A 15725-nucleotide genomic window follows, 5' to 3' on the forward strand; every position below is an offset into this window, starting at 1 on the left:
TAATGATCTTACTGTAATTCGATGAATTTGTTATTGATTTTAGCTCACAAATAGGTCATATCTGAACTCACCTAGTGAATTCGTCACTAGGAAATACCTCACAAGGAATGTGTTGTCATGACCGACTTTATCATTGCAATACCGAGCGACTTGTTGCGATCTGGGATGTACACAACATTAAGTTCGGGCAATAAAAAATACCGCGTAGTAGCGAGTGTTTCGACCATAAATGAATTACGTGATGAAGTAAAAAATCATCCGTTTGCAGCTGTTATTTTATCCAGTCGACTCGCAGGTGATGGGACAATTGAAAGTTGGCGAAGACTGCACCGAAGGTACAATGACTTGCAACTCATATTGTGGGCTGAAAACTTCCAGGATGTACTCGATTTTCAATGCAATACGCACACAGTCGATGCGTTTTTGTTAGCGAATGCGAGTTATGAGGAGTTTGAACGCGCGTGTGCGAATACGAGCCGGGGCCAGATGTACGTCGCCAGTGCTGTGGCTGAGTATTTGGCGAAAAACCCACGTTCGCAAAACTTCCGCCGTTTGATGAAGTCGCTAAGTGACCGAGAGCTTCAAGTCACGCAAATGTTAGGCCGCGGCATTCGCGTGGTTGATATTGCGAAGCATCTAAATATCAGCAGTAAAACAGTAAATACCTTTCGATATCGAATATTTCAGAAGCTAGGTGTTGCGGGTGATGTTGAATTGACTCATCTTGCGATACAATCAGGGCTTGTTGAAATTGACCAATCGCAAAGGTATGACTGACTCCGTATTCAATGCTAAAGCATTTATCCAACACCTGACCCATCAATCTGGCGTGTATCGCATGTACGATGGTGAGGGTGTTGTTATTTATGTGGGCAAAGCTAAAGACTTAAAGAAGCGCGTAAGCAGCTACTTTCGTAAAAATGTCGACAGCCCGAAAACGCAAACCTTGGTTAAGCAAATTAATTCCATGGATGTGACGGTAACCAATACGGAAGCCGAAGCACTCATACTCGAAAACAACTTTATTAAAAAATATCGGCCGCGTTATAACGTGTTACTGCGCGACGATAAATCGTATCCTTATATATTCGTCAGTCATCATTCTCACCCGCGTTTAGCTTTTCATCGCGGAACGCGACGTGAGAAAGGTGACTATTTTGGGCCGTTCCCAAGCGGTGTGGCGGTGCGGGAAAGTCTGCGGCTCATGCAGAAACTGTTTCCCGTGCGCCAGTGTGAAGATTCCTATTACCGAGCTCGCAGCCGCCCGTGTTTACAGTATCAATTAAAGCGCTGTTTAGCCCCTTGTGTGGAAGGTTACTGCACAGACGATGAGTACCAAGAGCAGGTCGATCTCGCCAAAGCGTTTTTGCAAGGCAAGAACCAGCAAGTTATTGATCAGTTGGTTGCACGCATGGAGCAAGCCAGCACGGCTTTGGATTTCGAGCGTGCTGCGCGGTTTCGCGATCAAATCGGTGCGATGCGTAAGGTGCAAGAGCGTAATGCTGTTACCGGTAATCAACAAGAACTTGATGTGATCGGGTTTGTACGTCGCGGTGGAATTGCCGCTGTACATTTGTTGTTTATTCGCGAAGGCGCGGTGCAGGGCAGTCGCAGTTATTTTCCCAAGGTACCGCCGAATACTGAAGATTCAGAAATTTTACTCGCGTTTATGCTGCAATTTTACTTGAATGACCAAGTAGGTCGGCGCTTACCGCGTGAAATTATTTTGCCGGAAGCCAATGCGGCTCAGGTACTCGACCCTGAACACGATTTACAGATTCTTGAGCAAGCACTCGCGCAGAATGTTCGCATGACTCACAACGTAAGAGGTGAGCGGAAGCAATATCAAGTGCTGGCACAAAAGAACGCGTTGAATGCGATAGAAAGTAAATTAAATCAAGAAAATACGATGGTTCTGCGGCTCCAACAGCTGGAACAGGTATTGGACCTTGAGCAGCCCGTGCAGCGCATGGAGTGTTTCGATATTAGCCACACCATGGGCCAAGAGACTGTTGCTTCGTGCGTGGTATTCGATCGACAGGGACCGAAAAAATCAGATTACCGCAGGTTTAATATCAAAGGCATTACCCCTGGTGATGACTACGCAGCCATGGCTCAGGCGTTGCAACGAAGGTTTGATGCCGCACTCTTAAGTGAAGAAGGGAAGGCTGCAGTACCCGATATTTTATTTATAGATGGTGGTAAAGGCCAACTGGCTCAGGCTGAAGCGTATTTTAACGATTGGGGCGATGAGCAAGGTGTGCGGCCACCATTACTTATTGGTGTGGCGAAAGGCGAGTCACGCAAACCTGGGCTAGAAACACTAATTTTGGCCGGCAGTCATGCGACCGTTCCATTATCCGGCGATGCGCCTGCTTTGCACTTAGTTCAGCATATTCGTGACGAATCACATCGTTTCGCCATTACTGGGCACCGTCAACGTCGCGCGAAAGTTCGTCGATCATCAAAACTTGAAGATATTCCAGGAATTGGTGCCAAGCGCCGACAAAAAATATTGCAAAATCTAGGTGGATTACAGGAAGTAAAACAGGCTAGTATTGAGCAACTTACTGCAGTGCCAGGAATTAGTCGCGAACTAGCAGAAATTATCTACCATGCATTTCGTGATGAATAGAGGACAATAGCGCTGATGTGGAATATTCCTAACATCTTGACCAGCTTCCGGATTTTACTGATTCCGGTGTTTCTGATTATCTATTATTTACCGGGCCAAGATGCCCATTTTTGGGCCGCTTTTGTGTTTGCCGTGGCTGGATTTACGGATGCTCTTGATGGGTGGGTTGCGCGTAAATTTAATCAATTTACCAAGTTCGGCGCTTTTTTAGACCCAGTTGCCGATAAAGTAATGGTTGCAGCCTCATTGGTGGTGGTTGTTGAGCACTATGCCACTTGGTGGATAAGCATACCTGCATTAACAATTATCAGTCGTGAACTGGTTATTTCAGCACTGCGTGAATGGATGGCGCAGATTGGCAGACACGATCAGGTGAAAGTATCAAATTTAGGTAAATACAAAACGATTGCACAAATGGTCGCCATTGGTGGCTTGATTTGGGAAGCCAACACCTTTGTTATCGTAACGGCAACCGTATTGCTCTATGTCGCTTTTGTTCTAACACTGTGGTCAATGGGCGAATATTTGCGCGCCGCATGGTCAGATTTAAGCCAAGTGGATTAAAAATAGGCAAACAGACGTGTTCAGGCGAAAAAGTCGTTGACCTTGCCGAAATAGACAGTAGAATGCGTCAGCACTGGATGCGGGAATAGCTCAGTGGTAGAGCACAACCTTGCCAAGGTTGGGGTCGCGAGTTCGAATCTCGTTTCCCGCTCCAAACTCAATGGCGGGTTGGCAGAATGGCTATGCAGCGGATTGCAAATCCGTGGATCTCGGTTCGACTCCGGGACCCGCCTCCATTGAGAGACCTCAGGTAATACAGTATGTGCCCGGGTGGTGAAATTGGTAGACACAAGGGATTTAAAATCCCTCGCTGGTAACAGCGTGCCGGTTCAAGTCCGGCCCCGGGCACCACTTCCTCAGAATTTATTTTTTATTGACGCTTGTCAAACATCTAAACCACCCATATCTTTACTACATCATGCAAACATAATCGGTTGAACAGTGGCCTTGTTACGTTTTGGGATTGTTACAGTTATATTTTCCTTGTTGTGGTTGGCGCCACAAGCTGAGGTTAATGCTGTTGACGGTTACCACCTGCAGCAAACCGCCGTTGAATTGAATGTTTCATCCGAGCGAAACTCGCTGGATGAGCCTGATTATGCGCTATGTACGCACACGAGCCCACTTGCAAGTACGCATACCCACCAATCTATAATTGGTACTGCGGTTGCAGCCTTCAGTTATATTGTTTCGTCTAATCCGGCTAGAGCTCCACCAGTTCTGAATTGATTTAATTATTTTAAATACAAAATTAATCAATCAGTATTGAGGTGAGTTATGTCCGAATTCCACGCATTACACTGGGAGTCATCCCCACACACGCACTTTTTGCCGTTACCCCAAAAACAATTGGGTCAAAAACGTTTAGATTGGCATCAAAGCGCGCACCATATCGTTGATGAACTGCAAGACAATACACTGGTACTGTTAACGCCGCAGATGCCAGTACTGGAAGCTGAGTCGGTATTTAATGCGTCAGAACAGCGTTATGGTGTTGTAATAGATGATAATCGACAAGTTGTTGGCGTGTTAATGGCCCGCGAGTTGCATGGCCGCCATGGTGGCGTGATTGCCAATTTACTGCAAGTGCCTTGGCACGAGTTAACTGTAGGGTACTTAATGCGGCCGATAAGCCAAATTCCGATGTTAAGCTCTCAGCAAGTCAGGGCTGCAAAAATTGGCGATATTGCCGCAACCATGCAAGCAGCAGGCTCTGATTTTATTGTGATTACAACCGATAACAGTATTAGCGGTATCGTCGTTTCTCTTAAAATCATGGCGGTAACGGGCGAGTCCATTCGTTTGTATCCGCGCGCAACAACTTTTGCGGAAGTTTTTAATGCAATAAAGCATCCCGAAAGTGTCGGAAATTAAACCTTTTTTACGAAAGCCCTCGCTAAATTCGAGGGCTTTTTATATGTTGTATTATAAGCTTGAACGATAAACGCAAATAAAAAAGGCAGCAATTATGGAAGCAGCAGGGTGGATGGGAACATTATTAATACTGGCACAATGGCTGGTTGCACTTTTTGTCTTGCTACTAATTGTTGGGCTCGGCGCTGTTATCGTTATGTATGTGGTTGATAAACGCCAAACACGCCACACCATACGCAGAAACTTCCCGGTTATTGGGCGTTTTCGTTATATGTTTGAGCATCTTGGTGAATTTTTTAGACAGTATTTCTACGCAATGGATCGTGAAGAAATGCCGTTTAACCGTTCACAACGCAGTTGGGTGTATCGCGCAGCAAAAAATGCAGACCGAACCATAGCGTTTGGCTCCACCCGCGATTTAACCAAAAACGGTACGATAATCTTCGCTAACAGTGCTTACCCCCATCAAGAAGAAGAGAAGACACACCCTGAACCGGTCACCATTGGCGCTGACTGTGAGCAGCCTTATTCGCCAACCAGTTATTTTCATATTTCAGGCATGAGTTACGGTGCCTTGTCACCGGTTGCTGTTACTGCATTATCGAAAGGCGCCAAATTGGCTGGGTGTTGGTTAAATACTGGCGAGGGTGGATTAAGCCCGTACCATTTAGCTGGTGATTGCGACATCGTGTTTCAGATAGGTACCGCCAAGTATGGTGTAAGAACTGGTTCCGGCGCATTGCACGAAGGTAAGCTCAGGCAGTTGGCGAGTGACGAGCGGATAAAAATGTTCGAGATTAAATTAAGTCAGGGCGCTAAACCAGGTAAAGGCGGCATTCTGCCAGCCATTAAAGTAAATCAAGAAATTGCAGAAATTCGCGGTATACCCGTAGGTAAAGACTCGATATCACCAAATCGCCACCCGGAAATTCAAAACAACGAAGAGCTGCTCGACTTTATTGAACGTGTACGCACAATAACTGGGAAGCCTACGGGAATTAAATTTGTGATGGGCGAACCCAACTGGATTGACGAGCTCGTTGCCGCCATTAACGCGCGCGGACCAAGCAGTGCACCTGACTTTATTACGCTTGATAGTGCGGATGGTGGTACCGGTGCATCGCCACAACCGCTCATGGACTACGTTGGGTTAAAGCTGTCTGAAAGTTTACCAATACTGATTGATAAGCTTGCTGCCGGCGGTATCAAAGATCGTATTCGGGTTATTGCCTCAGGAAAAATGATAACCCCGGCTGATGTAGCTTGGGCATTGGCAATTGGCGCTGACTTCGTAGTTTCAGCGCGCGGTTTTATGTTCTCGCTGGGCTGCATTCAAGCAATGCAATGTAATAAAAACACCTGTCCAACAGGCGTAACAACGCATGACAAACGACTGCAGCAGGGCTTAGACCCTGCCGACAAGAGCGTTCGAGTCGCCAATTACCACAAGTTTTTGGAATATGGTGTGAATATTATCGCGCACTCATGCGGTGTTTCTGATCCGCGCAAATTAAACCGCCGTCATGCGCGGGTGGTTACGCATACCGGTATCAGTGTTAGTTTGGCCGAACATTACCCGCCAGTGAACTAGCTAAGCGTGCTTCAAGCCATTTAACAAACGCGACAAGTGCAACAGGCTGCCTTTGACGCTGTTTAAGGGTTAAGGCGACCGGCTCAGGCAAAGTTACTTGGTACTCAGTATGCTTGACGTAATCACGTAATAGCGTGTGGGCAAGAAATAATTGATCAATAAGCGTGATTTGATCGGTACCCTGAATTAAGTCCACCGCAATATTACTATTTCCGACCGGGTGAGCTTTCAATTGCTTCGCTAAATGGGCCTGTGCTTTTTTAAAATGGAGCCAGTAGGGGGCATTCACGTCAACTAACCAAGGTCGTGATGCTAAAGCCTTGTCACTATGCATCGGGGCAACAGGCACATAGGTTGGGGTATACAAGGCTACCTGTTTCAGGGCTTTGTCACGTAAATGGCCATAATGAATGGCCACGTCGAGTTGTTCGTGCTGAAGTTGTGCGCAGATGTTTGCTCGTTCATTGGCGTCAGGAAAGAGCGGTACCGTGTTAAACTGGACTTGAATATGCGGATACAGCGCATAAAATTCCGCCAGTCGGCTTGATAACCACCAACGTAATAAACTCTCTGGAAGCGCAATCCGCAATGTCGTTAATTCACTGTCGCCAATATGGCGCGTGCGCTCAACGGTACGATCAAGCTCTTTAAACAAGCGCAATAAATCGGGTGCTAATGCTTCACCCGCTGGGGTTAAGGCATGAACACGGTTGTCGCGCTGAAATAATCGTGTACCCAATTGCTCTTCTAACGCTTGGATTTGTCGCGTAATATTCGATTGCGATACGCCAAGTTGTTGTGCAGCTTGTTTAAATGAGTCGGCATGGGCCGCAACCGCGAATACCCGTAATGCATTGAGTGAAGGTGATTTTTCGCTAGCCATCTGAATAACCTTGGTGCAAGTTTAATTAACTAAAAGTAAATCACAATGGAACATTTAGCAATCTATTGGGCAGAATTTTTAACTATCGCTACCTTGCACTTGCTTGCTGTAGCGAGCCCCGGGCCCGACTTTGCTGTAACAACACGCTACAGCATCAGCTATGGCGGACGCATCGGACGTTGGGTAGCGCTTGGTATAGGTACAGGCATTCTTTTGCATGTTGCCTATTCAGTACTTGGGGTGGCGTTAATTATTCACCGCTATACATGGGTTTATGGGCTGCTTCTTTTGGTTGGTGCTGGCTACTTGGGTTGGTTGGGTTGGCAGGCAATTCGCGCCCAGCCGCGCGGCCCGCTGCCAAACAACTTAAATATACCAACACACGGCATCACGGCACTTAAAGCGTTCCGAATTGGATTTCTAACGAATGGTTTAAACGTCAAAGCCACTCTTTTTTTCTTAGCCCTCTTCAGCACGGTTATCGCGCCTGCTACGCCAACATCGGTAAAAGTTGGGTATGGCATTTACATGGCCATCGCAACCGGGTTGTGGTTCTCGTTTTTAGCCACACTAATCACTTGGCCACCGTTTTATCGTCGCATGTGGGCAGCTAGTCATTGGATAGATCGTGCGATGGGGCTGGCTTTACTGCTGTTGAGCGCGAAGTTAATTTACGACTGGTTGATGCTTATCAAAGTTATCGCCCAGTGATAGGTAGTGGTATACTTTCGCCTAATGTTGCTATGAGAATCATTTAATCGAGAGAACTATGCAGTTATTTGTAAACGATTTGACCGTCATCGACTTCTCATACCTGTGCCCAGAGCGCGGAATGGTTGGTGAAAGTTGGATTGTTGATATTATTTTAGATGGCTCACTGAATGAGCAGTCTATGGTGCTTGATTTTGGTCGAGTTAAGAAGCAAATCAAGCGCATCATTGATAGCGCGGTTGACCATAAATTGGCGGTTCCTGCCGAGCATGAATACACTCAAGTCAGCCATCATGAAGATGGAAACAGCTACTGGGTGGACTTCATGCGGCCTAATAATCGTTCCATTCACCTATTTTGTCCCGCCGACGCCTTTGCGTTTATTGATGCGCAGCAGGTAACTATGGCAAGTATCACCGACTATTTAAGAGCGGTGATAAAACGTGAGCTACCCGATAATGTACAGGGTTTGGAATTGCAGCTACGCGCTGAGGAAATTCCCGGCGCGTTTTATCACTATACCCATGGCCTGAAAAAGCATGACGGTAATTGCCAACGCATTGCACACGGCCACCGTTCGCGTATTTATATTGCCCTCAATGATCAGCGTGACACCACGCTGGAACAATTTTGGGCGACGACCTGGCAGGATATCTACTTGGGGTCAGAAGAAGATATCGTAGCGTTCGATGTGTTACAGCTATCCGAACATAGCCAGCAGCTAAGTTCAGCCACGCACGTCGCTTATAGTTATACGGCAGACCAAGGCTTGTTCGAGCTGCTGGTTCCGAAAACCGAAAACTATACTATTCCAACGGACTCCACGGTTGAGTGCATTGCGACTTATTTGGCGCAAAAGATCAAACACCAACAGCCTGACGCTTCGGTTAAAGTCACCGGTTTTGAAGGCGTCGGCAAAGGAGCTATTGGGTATGCGTAAAATACTGGTGGTAATTCTAGCTATTGCAGCAACGGCTCAGGCTCATGAGCAACCTGTTACACCTGACATTGATATCCGCGGTGCGTTAACCTCGGGCACTCTACTCATTGGTGATGTGCGCGCTGCAGAACGGGTTGAACTCAACGGCGAACCGCTGCGCATGACCCCAGAGGGGCAGGTGGTGTTTGGTTTTGGTCGCGATCAGCACGGTGCGCAAGAACTGACCCTATTTGACCATCATGGGCGCAAATTCAAGAAAACGATTCAGATAAAACCGCGCCAGTACAAGATTGATCGGGTTGATGGTGTGCCGCAACAAACAGTTACCCCTGATCCCGAACAACAACAACGCGCCAAACGCGAAGCTGCACAGGTGTGGACAGCACGTAATAACGCGCTCAGTGATCGCACCGACTTTTTAGCGCAGGTGAAAATGCCAGCACAAGGCCGAATTAGTGGGGTGTATGGTAGCCAACGTATTTTTAATGGTACACCGCGTAACCCACATTTTGGCCTCGATATTGCCGCGCCGACAGGTAGCCCAGTTTTAGCTCCCTGGTCAGGAAAGGTCATTCTAGCCGAAAATGATTTGTTTTATTCCGGTGGCACGTTGATTATCGATCATGGGTATGGTGTTACCAGCACTTACATCCATCTACACAAGTTGCATGCAACCGTTGGTGAAGAAGTAACGCAAGGTCAAAAAATTGCAGAAATTGGTGCCACCGGACGTGTAACTGGGCCTCACCTTGACTGGCGCATTAACTGGCGCCATGAGCGGTTAGACCCAGCTTTGGTTATTGAGCATTTTTCTGCAACCGCAACCAGCCCTGTACCTGCTGCGGATCGCTAACGCTGAGCAGATAGCTAGTAGGTTTCGGGGCGTGCCAGCTTAGTTGTAGCGTTATTAGTTCATCGCGTCGAAAGGCATGTACGGTGACTTCATCACCGGGCCGATAACGCTCAAAAATTTCTTTAATATTGCTATCGGTTATCTGTAAGTTGTCGATAGCAATAATCCGATCTGTAGCACTTAGCCCACACTCTTGTGCCGCTTCACCAGCGAATACAACTAATAATTCCAGTCCATTGTTGGATGCCTTATATTTGGCACCTAAAGCGACAGGTAATCGTGCTGTCGCCGGTTTACCGCCAAAACTGTTGTCATCCGCACTTTGGTCTTTTTTCACCGTAACACCGAACTTTGCGAGTAGTTCAGTTGTTGGCAGTGGCTGCGTAGTATAGAGCGCTTGCTGCAAGAAACCGGATACGTCGATGCCATAAGTTGTTTCAATAAACGTTTGCACCGTGTCGTCGTCAGTACCTTCTAAGGTTTTACCGTAGCGGTGCCACAAGTCATGCATGACTTGGGCAAGGGTAACTCGATGATCTGACTCTAAGCGCAAGGTTAAATCCAGACATAACGCAATGAGCGCGCCTTTGGCATAGTAACTGACAATGCTGTTCGGTGAGTTTTCATCTTGTTTATAAAACTTTGTCCAGGCATGAAAACTTGATTCTGTAACCGTTTGCCGGTCAATACCAGCACCGCGCTGCACACGCGCCATGGTTTCGCCAATCAGCGTTAAGTAAGCACCTGAATCGATTAATCCGGATTGATGCAACACATAGTCGTCATAGTAAGAGGTCACGCCCTCATAGAACCACAGTTGCTCGGTGTAATGCTCTTGATCCAGTTGATAGGGGATAAAGGTTTTTGGTTTCAGCGTTTTGATATTCCAGCTGTGGAAGTATTCATGGCTGCATAGGCTAAGAAAGGTACGGTAGTCATTGTCGTTACCTTGTTTTCCCGGTAAGACTAAATCTTTGCGGCTGCAAACGAGCGCCGTTGAGTTGCGATGCTCAAGCCCACCAAACCCTTTGCCGACAACCATAGTTAAAAATAGATAGTCTTTAAATGGCGGTTCGTGGCCAAATAATTCGATTTGGTATTCGCAGATAGCGGCAAGATCGCGACATATACGATCGACATCGCCGTAATGGCGGCCAGCGAATACCAATGCATGCTTGACACCGCCGGCAATAAACTCGTGGATATCTAGTGGCCCCATTAATACTGGATAATCAATGAGCGATTCATAACTATCGACACGAAACTCGCCCGGACCGAATCGATGCCCCTGGTCGCGTTGCATGCCTGTCGCTACGTGCCAACCTTCGTGTGCTTCGACGGTCACGCGACAGGCTTCATGAGTTCGCTCTGCCACGGCCATGCATAAACTTGAATGATTGAAGAACCCCCAAAACTGGTCGAGGTAGGCGCTGCGCACACTCAAATCAAAGGCATAAACTTCGTAGCTAATAAGCAGCATGCCGACGTCAGGCGCGTCAATTTGCCAAGTTTGCTTGTCGCAATGCTTTACCTTTAATGCTGTGCCTTGCTGCTCGGCGCGAAGATCGCTAATGTTTTTAGCAAAGTCACGAATCATATAACTACCGGGAATCCAAGCAGGCAAACTCAACTTAACGAAGTCTTGCGGTTTTGTAATAGGAATCTCAATGGCTACAGCAAAGATGTGAGCATTAGCATTTTTGACGCGAATTCGGTAGTGAAGCATAAGGTTCCTCTTACAGCGAATAGGGGGGGAGCATTCGCTCTAGTATTAGCGTTTGTTAAATATCTTAGCATGCGTTGGTCGCGCTATATAGCTATTCAATTGCGATGAAGAGCGTTATTTGCGGCTGTTAACGCGGTATACTACTAGCAATGATTTAACCTCACTTGAGGCTTTATGTTGAACAATTGGAAAACACTTCTTGATGATCGCAATCGCTTCTTCTGGGTGCTGCAGGCAGCCGGTTGGAGCGGTTATGCATTAGTGCATTATATTGGCTCATTAATGCACGAAATGCGTGATATTTACGCTTTAATTCTATTACTCGGCGCTTATGCGGGTTTTTTATTAACCGTTCCGTTGCGTTACTTGTATCGCCGTATCTGGGATGCAAGCCCGTGGTTGTTGATTATCGTTGTGCTCGCCGCAAGTTATGTGTCAGCGGCGCTATGGGCTGTAGTTGATAACGCAACCTACTGGGAAATTTATAAATTTGGTTTTAGTCCGGACAGTAACTGGTTTTATTTTAAAAATACCATTGCCAAGTTTTACATCATGCTGAGTTGGAGCGGGCTATATTTTGGAATTAAGTATTACCAAATGCTGCAAGACGAGAAAGAGAAAGCCTTGATGGCGACGGCGATGGCCCATCAAGCACAATTAAAAATGTTGCGTTACCAACTGAACCCGCATTTTTTATTCAATACCTTAAATGCAATCTCAACGCTTATCTTGGTGAAAGAAAATGAGCTCGCTAACCGGATGATGTCTAAGTTAAGCTTGTTTTTGCGCTTTAGCCTTGATAATGAACCGATTAAAAAAATCCCTCTAGAACGCGAACTGGATGCGCTGCGACTTTACTTAGATATTGAGAAAGTAAGGTTTGATGAACGCCTGCAGGTGAATTTCGAGATTGATGAGGATGTTCAAAAAGCACTGGTTCCAAGCTTATTTCTGCAACCCCTAATTGAAAACTCAATCAAGTACGCAATTGCAAAATTAGAAGAGGGCGGTGAAATTACCATTCGTGCACAGCGCTTCAGCGAAGACTTGTTAATTACCGTCGCAGACAACGGCCCAGGCTGCACCAAGCCGCTCGAAACACTGACCAAAGCTGGTGGTGTAGGGCTCGCTAATACACGAGAACGATTACAGGCCTTGTATGGAAAGAACTACTCATTTACATTAACAGCTAACAAGCCACGTGGTTTTCGTATTGAAATTCGCATTCCGTTAGAGCAGGTAGAGCAGGCATGACGCATAAAATTCGTACTCTTGTTGTTGATGATGAATCATTAGCCCGTCGAGGGTTGGTGGTACGACTGCAAGAATTTGAAAATATTGAATTATTGCAAGAGTGCCCAAGTGCTCGTGAAGCTTTGGCGATGATCGGCAAAGAACAACCAGATTTAGTCTTCCTTGATATCCAGATGCCTGGCATGAATGGCTTCGAGCTACTTCGGGAAGTTCAAGCCCATGGTTATAAAATGCCCCTTATTGTCTTTGTAACGGCTTACGATCAATATGCGATTAAGGCGTTTGAAGTGCGGGCCATTGACTACCTGCTTAAACCGGTAGACAACGAGCGCTTGGCGCAAAGTATTCAGCGTATTGAAAAAAGTTTAGCGGCCCGTGAACAAAAAGTTCAGCAAGACCGTATTTTAAACTTACTCGCCGATGCGACCGGTGAAGACTGCGAAGACATTTTAAAACGCTTGGCTAGTGGCGAAGACGTTGGGGTAGCGCGTTATCCTGAGCATATCGCGATTAAAGAAAGCGGTGAAATAACCCGCGTAGCAATAAACTCTATTGAATGGGTTGATGCGGCGGGCGACTACATGTGTATTCATGCAAGTAACGAAACGCATATTTTGCGGCGTACCATGAAAGAGCTTGAAGAAGAATTAAACCCACAGCGCTTTCAACGTATTCATCGCTCGGCAATTGTTAATATGGAACATGTTGAAAAGCTCTGTAGCCGCCAAAATGGCGAATACCACATTATTTTACGTAATGGTAAAGAATTAAAAGTTAGCCGCAGTTACAAAGATCGCATCAAGAAGTTAATTCTAAACTCTTAACGGAGCGAACTTATGCGCTATGCAGGTATGCTAGTCGCTGTAACTCTTGTCGTGTTGTTGAGTGCTTGCTCGAGCCAGCTTGGGTATCGCTTTGCCGATACTTTTGTTGAGTGGAAGCTCGATGACTACGTTGAATTGAATGCACAGCAAGAACAGCGTGTTGATAGCGCAATAACCTCTCTTCATTACTGGCATGCTACGTCTGAATTACCTTTTTATGCCGAACAGCTGCAACAGTTGCGTGATCAAGTGGCCGATAAACAGCTTGATGAGGCCAATTTGATTGCGACCTATGAACAGGTGTTTGTGGCATGGCAACGCATTCTGAACGGCTTGCGGCCTCACGCGTTGGAATTGTTACCAGAGCTCACTGACGCCCAAGTCACACAGCTAATTGAAAAGTTACATGAACGCCAGCAAGAAGAACGTGACGAGCTTGCTGAGTACAATGATTCAGAGCTTGTTCAGCGGACTCGGAAGCGCGCAGAGAAGAATGCCCGGAGTTGGTTAGGCCAGTTGACCCCGTTGCAAGAAAGACTGATTCGTAGTTGGGTTACAGAGCGCATACCAACCAGAGCGTTATGGTTGGATTATAACGAAAAATGGCAGTCATCGTTTCAGGAAACCTTGATGATTCGTCACGATACAGAGCGATTTACTGCCCAACTCGATATGCTGATGTTTAAACCGCAACAGTTACGTTCAGAACAACTGAGCGAAAGCATACAAACCAATCAAGATGCGACGCTTTCGCTCATATTAAAGCTTGAACAATCGTTAACTGACCGCCAGCGTCGCCGGGTGTTGGCGAAGCTGGACGAATATATTGAAGACATGCGGGAACTCGCTGAACATTTTCGCCAGCAAGGGCCAACGAACTAACAGCTACTATTTTACTTCAATAATTTTACAGGTGTTGGTAGAACCAACGGTTTCCATTACATCACCGTGGGTGAGAATAACCAAATCGCCCGGCACCACATGGCCGCGTAATTTAATTTCATTCACCGCATCATGAACAAGTTGCTGCGGCTCACTTTTGGTTGAATCAAAAGCGATAGGGTAGACACCACGATACAACGCGCAGCGAGCACGGCTTTCATCATGTCGCGACAACGAAAATATTGGCAGATTGGTATTGATACGCGACATAAGTTTGGCCGTAGAGCCTGACTCAGTTAACGCAATGATAGCTTTTACGCCAGCCAAATGGGTTGCCGCGTACATTGCTGAAATAGCCGTTGCCTCTTGGATTGAAGTAAAGGTTTCATCTAAATCATGCTTATCGATCGTTACACTTGGATGAGTTTCCGCGCCCAAACAGATTTCAGCCATCGCTTTAACCGTGGCCACAGGATATTTACCGGCAGCAGTTTCTGCTGAGAGCATTACTGCATCGGTGCCGTCAAGCACCGCATTGGCAACATCCATGACTTCTGCACGTGTTGGCATCGGGCTCTCAATCATCGACTCCATCATTTGTGTGGCAGTAATAACAACTTTATTGCATTGGCGCGCACGCTCGATGATTCGTTTTTGCTTACCGACCAACTGGGCATCACCAATTTCCACACCTAAATCGCCACGCGCTACCATTACCGCATCGGATGCACGAATGATGTCGTCTAACGCTGCATCAGTGGCAACTGCTTCTGCACGTTCAATTTTGGCACAAATCAAGCCACGCCCATTAGCAGCTCGAAGTAGCCGACGCGCTTCATGAATATCAGCACTGCTGCGCGGAAAACTGACGGCCAAGTAGTCAACGCCAATTTCAGCTGCAGTTACAATGTCTTGATAATCTTTTTCAGTTAAGGCCGCCGCAGAAAGGCCACCACCGAGTCGATTGATACCTTTATTGTTGGACAACTTACCGCCGACCGTAACCGTTGTAGTGATTTGAGCACCGCTCACATCTTCAACTTGCAACCGTACGCGACCGTCATCAAGTAACAGGATATCGCCTTCGTTTACGTCTTGGGGTAACTCTTTGTAGTCAATGCCTACACGCTGTTGATTGCCTGCATTGGTTTCAAGTTCTGCGTCAAGCACGAACACATCACCAACATCAAGGGTTACGGCGCCACTTTCAAATTTTGCGACTCGAATTTTTGGTCCCTGAAGGTCACCCAGAACAGCTACGTGTATACCTAAGCGCTGGGCTATCTCACGCACTTGAACAGCACGGCGCTTATGATCCGCTGCAACGCCATGCGAAAAATTAAGTCGAACAACATTTGCGCCTGCTTTAATAAGTGCCTCAAGTACTTGTGGGTCATCAGTTGCAGGGCCGAGTGTGGTAACGATTTTGGTGCGCCGTAACATATTTATACTCCTGTTATTTTGTCCAAAATTATACCACGCCTGAAC

Annotated in this window: 14 protein-coding genes and 3 tRNA genes; 14 read left to right on the forward strand and 3 right to left on the reverse strand. The window is 46.7% G+C overall.

Annotation, left to right across the window (positions count from 1 at the left end):
- Positions 1-117: 117 nt before the first annotated feature.
- The 8 genes from ACN0UY_RS02340 to ACN0UY_RS02375 all read left to right on the forward strand — a co-directional run bounded on the left by ACN0UY_RS02340 (position 118) and on the right by ACN0UY_RS02375 (position 6164).
- Complete coding sequence (locus ACN0UY_RS02340) at positions 118-777, forward strand: LuxR C-terminal-related transcriptional regulator (protein ID WP_128351505.1); 660 nt, start codon at positions 118-120, stop codon at positions 775-777.
- Complete coding sequence (uvrC, locus tag ACN0UY_RS02345; protein WP_417665898.1) at positions 770-2635, forward strand: excinuclease ABC subunit UvrC; 1866 nt, start codon at positions 770-772, stop codon at positions 2633-2635. The genes ACN0UY_RS02340 and uvrC overlap by 8 nt, the downstream gene beginning before the upstream one ends.
- Positions 2636-2650: 15 nt before the next feature.
- The gene (gene pgsA / locus ACN0UY_RS02350) at positions 2651-3199 is read left to right on the forward strand and encodes a CDP-diacylglycerol--glycerol-3-phosphate 3-phosphatidyltransferase (RefSeq protein WP_417665194.1); all 549 of its coding nucleotides are present in this window, start codon (positions 2651-2653) and stop codon (positions 3197-3199) included.
- 79 nt (positions 3200-3278) lie between these two features.
- Positions 3279-3353, forward strand: a tRNA-Gly gene (locus ACN0UY_RS02355).
- A gap of 8 nt (positions 3354-3361) precedes the next feature.
- Positions 3362-3435: transfer RNA gene (locus tag ACN0UY_RS02360), tRNA-Cys, on the forward strand.
- A 28-nt stretch (positions 3436-3463) separates the two neighbouring features.
- Positions 3464-3550: transfer RNA gene (locus ACN0UY_RS02365), tRNA-Leu, on the forward strand.
- Between the two features lie 426 nt (positions 3551-3976).
- The gene (locus tag ACN0UY_RS02370) at positions 3977-4573 is read left to right on the forward strand and encodes a hypothetical protein (RefSeq protein ID WP_417665195.1); all 597 of its coding nucleotides are present in this window, start codon (positions 3977-3979) and stop codon (positions 4571-4573) included.
- 94 nt (positions 4574-4667) lie between these two features.
- Entirely contained in the window at positions 4668-6164 is a 1497-nt protein-coding gene (locus ACN0UY_RS02375) for an FMN-binding glutamate synthase family protein (RefSeq protein WP_417665196.1), read from the forward strand.
- Here the strand turns inward: ACN0UY_RS02375 and ACN0UY_RS02380 are convergent.
- Positions 6130-7047, reverse strand: a complete 918-nt coding sequence (locus tag ACN0UY_RS02380) for a LysR family transcriptional regulator (RefSeq protein WP_417665197.1) — start codon at positions 7045-7047, stop codon at positions 6130-6132. The genes ACN0UY_RS02375 and ACN0UY_RS02380 overlap by 35 nt on opposite strands.
- 45 nt (positions 7048-7092) lie before the next feature.
- Between ACN0UY_RS02380 and ACN0UY_RS02385 the strand changes: the two genes are divergently transcribed.
- From ACN0UY_RS02385 to ACN0UY_RS02395, 3 genes are read left to right on the forward strand one after another with little or no spacing between them, the layout of a single operon-like run.
- Positions 7093-7758: a LysE family translocator gene (locus ACN0UY_RS02385; protein ID WP_417665198.1), complete on the forward strand. Its 666-nt coding sequence runs from the start codon at positions 7093-7095 to the stop codon at positions 7756-7758.
- A gap of 58 nt (positions 7759-7816) precedes the next feature.
- Positions 7817-8698, forward strand: a complete 882-nt coding sequence (locus tag ACN0UY_RS02390; protein WP_417665199.1) for a 6-carboxytetrahydropterin synthase — start codon at positions 7817-7819, stop codon at positions 8696-8698.
- The gene (locus ACN0UY_RS02395; protein ID WP_417665200.1) at positions 8691-9551 is read left to right on the forward strand and encodes a M23 family metallopeptidase; all 861 of its coding nucleotides are present in this window, start codon (positions 8691-8693) and stop codon (positions 9549-9551) included. The genes ACN0UY_RS02390 and ACN0UY_RS02395 overlap by 8 nt, the downstream gene beginning before the upstream one ends.
- Here the strand turns inward: ACN0UY_RS02395 and ACN0UY_RS02400 are convergent.
- Positions 9496-11277, reverse strand: a complete 1782-nt coding sequence (locus ACN0UY_RS02400; protein ID WP_417665201.1) for a M61 family metallopeptidase — start codon at positions 11275-11277, stop codon at positions 9496-9498. The genes ACN0UY_RS02395 and ACN0UY_RS02400 overlap by 56 nt on opposite strands.
- A 174-nt stretch (positions 11278-11451) precedes the next feature.
- On the opposite strand from ACN0UY_RS02400, the gene ACN0UY_RS02405 reads away from it, so the two are divergent.
- Genes ACN0UY_RS02405 through ACN0UY_RS02415 form a run of 3 tightly spaced genes read left to right on the forward strand, consistent with a single transcriptional unit; the run spans position 11452 to position 14237 of the window.
- Entirely contained in the window at positions 11452-12531 is a 1080-nt protein-coding gene (locus ACN0UY_RS02405; RefSeq protein WP_417665202.1) for a sensor histidine kinase, read from the forward strand.
- Positions 12528-13355, forward strand: coding sequence for a LytTR family DNA-binding domain-containing protein (locus ACN0UY_RS02410; RefSeq protein WP_339879886.1), 828 nt, complete (start codon positions 12528-12530; stop codon positions 13353-13355). The genes ACN0UY_RS02405 and ACN0UY_RS02410 overlap by 4 nt, the downstream gene beginning before the upstream one ends.
- Positions 13356-13367: 12 nt before the next feature.
- The gene (locus tag ACN0UY_RS02415) at positions 13368-14237 is read left to right on the forward strand and encodes a DUF6279 family lipoprotein (protein WP_417665203.1); all 870 of its coding nucleotides are present in this window, start codon (positions 13368-13370) and stop codon (positions 14235-14237) included.
- A 6-nt stretch (positions 14238-14243) separates the two neighbouring features.
- Here ACN0UY_RS02415 and pyk read toward each other — a convergent pair whose 3' ends face one another.
- Positions 14244-15680, reverse strand: a complete 1437-nt coding sequence (gene pyk / locus ACN0UY_RS02420) for a pyruvate kinase (RefSeq protein ID WP_417665204.1) — start codon at positions 15678-15680, stop codon at positions 14244-14246.
- Positions 15681-15725 lie beyond the last annotated feature (45 nt).

It is taken from the genome of Pseudidiomarina sp. (assembly GCF_048268165.1).
GTDB lineage: Bacteria > Pseudomonadota > Gammaproteobacteria > Enterobacterales > Alteromonadaceae > Pseudidiomarina.

Excerpts from the sequence above, each read along its gene's own strand:
- ACN0UY_RS02340 (WP_128351505.1), top strand. The coding sequence starts at position 118 with ATGACCGACTTTATCATTGCAATACCGAGCGACTTGTTGCGATCTGGG.
- uvrC (WP_417665898.1), top strand. The coding sequence starts at position 770 with ATGACTGACTCCGTATTCAATGCTAAAGCATTTATCCAACACCTGACC.
- pgsA (WP_417665194.1), top strand. The coding sequence starts at position 2,651 with ATGTGGAATATTCCTAACATCTTGACCAGCTTCCGGATTTTACTGATT.
- ACN0UY_RS02370 (WP_417665195.1), top strand. The coding sequence starts at position 3,977 with ATGTCCGAATTCCACGCATTACACTGGGAGTCATCCCCACACACGCAC.
- ACN0UY_RS02375 (WP_417665196.1), top strand. The coding sequence starts at position 4,668 with ATGGAAGCAGCAGGGTGGATGGGAACATTATTAATACTGGCACAATGG.
- ACN0UY_RS02380 (WP_417665197.1), bottom strand. The coding sequence starts at position 7,047 with ATGGCTAGCGAAAAATCACCTTCACTCAATGCATTACGGGTATTCGCG.
- ACN0UY_RS02385 (WP_417665198.1), top strand. The coding sequence starts at position 7,093 with ATGGAACATTTAGCAATCTATTGGGCAGAATTTTTAACTATCGCTACC.
- ACN0UY_RS02390 (WP_417665199.1), top strand. The coding sequence starts at position 7,817 with ATGCAGTTATTTGTAAACGATTTGACCGTCATCGACTTCTCATACCTG.
- ACN0UY_RS02395 (WP_417665200.1), top strand. The coding sequence starts at position 8,691 with ATGCGTAAAATACTGGTGGTAATTCTAGCTATTGCAGCAACGGCTCAG.
- ACN0UY_RS02400 (WP_417665201.1), bottom strand. The coding sequence starts at position 11,277 with ATGCTTCACTACCGAATTCGCGTCAAAAATGCTAATGCTCACATCTTT.
- ACN0UY_RS02405 (WP_417665202.1), top strand. The coding sequence starts at position 11,452 with ATGTTGAACAATTGGAAAACACTTCTTGATGATCGCAATCGCTTCTTC.
- ACN0UY_RS02410 (WP_339879886.1), top strand. The coding sequence starts at position 12,528 with ATGACGCATAAAATTCGTACTCTTGTTGTTGATGATGAATCATTAGCC.
- ACN0UY_RS02415 (WP_417665203.1), top strand. The coding sequence starts at position 13,368 with ATGCGCTATGCAGGTATGCTAGTCGCTGTAACTCTTGTCGTGTTGTTG.
- pyk (WP_417665204.1), bottom strand. The coding sequence starts at position 15,680 with ATGTTACGGCGCACCAAAATCGTTACCACACTCGGCCCTGCAACTGAT.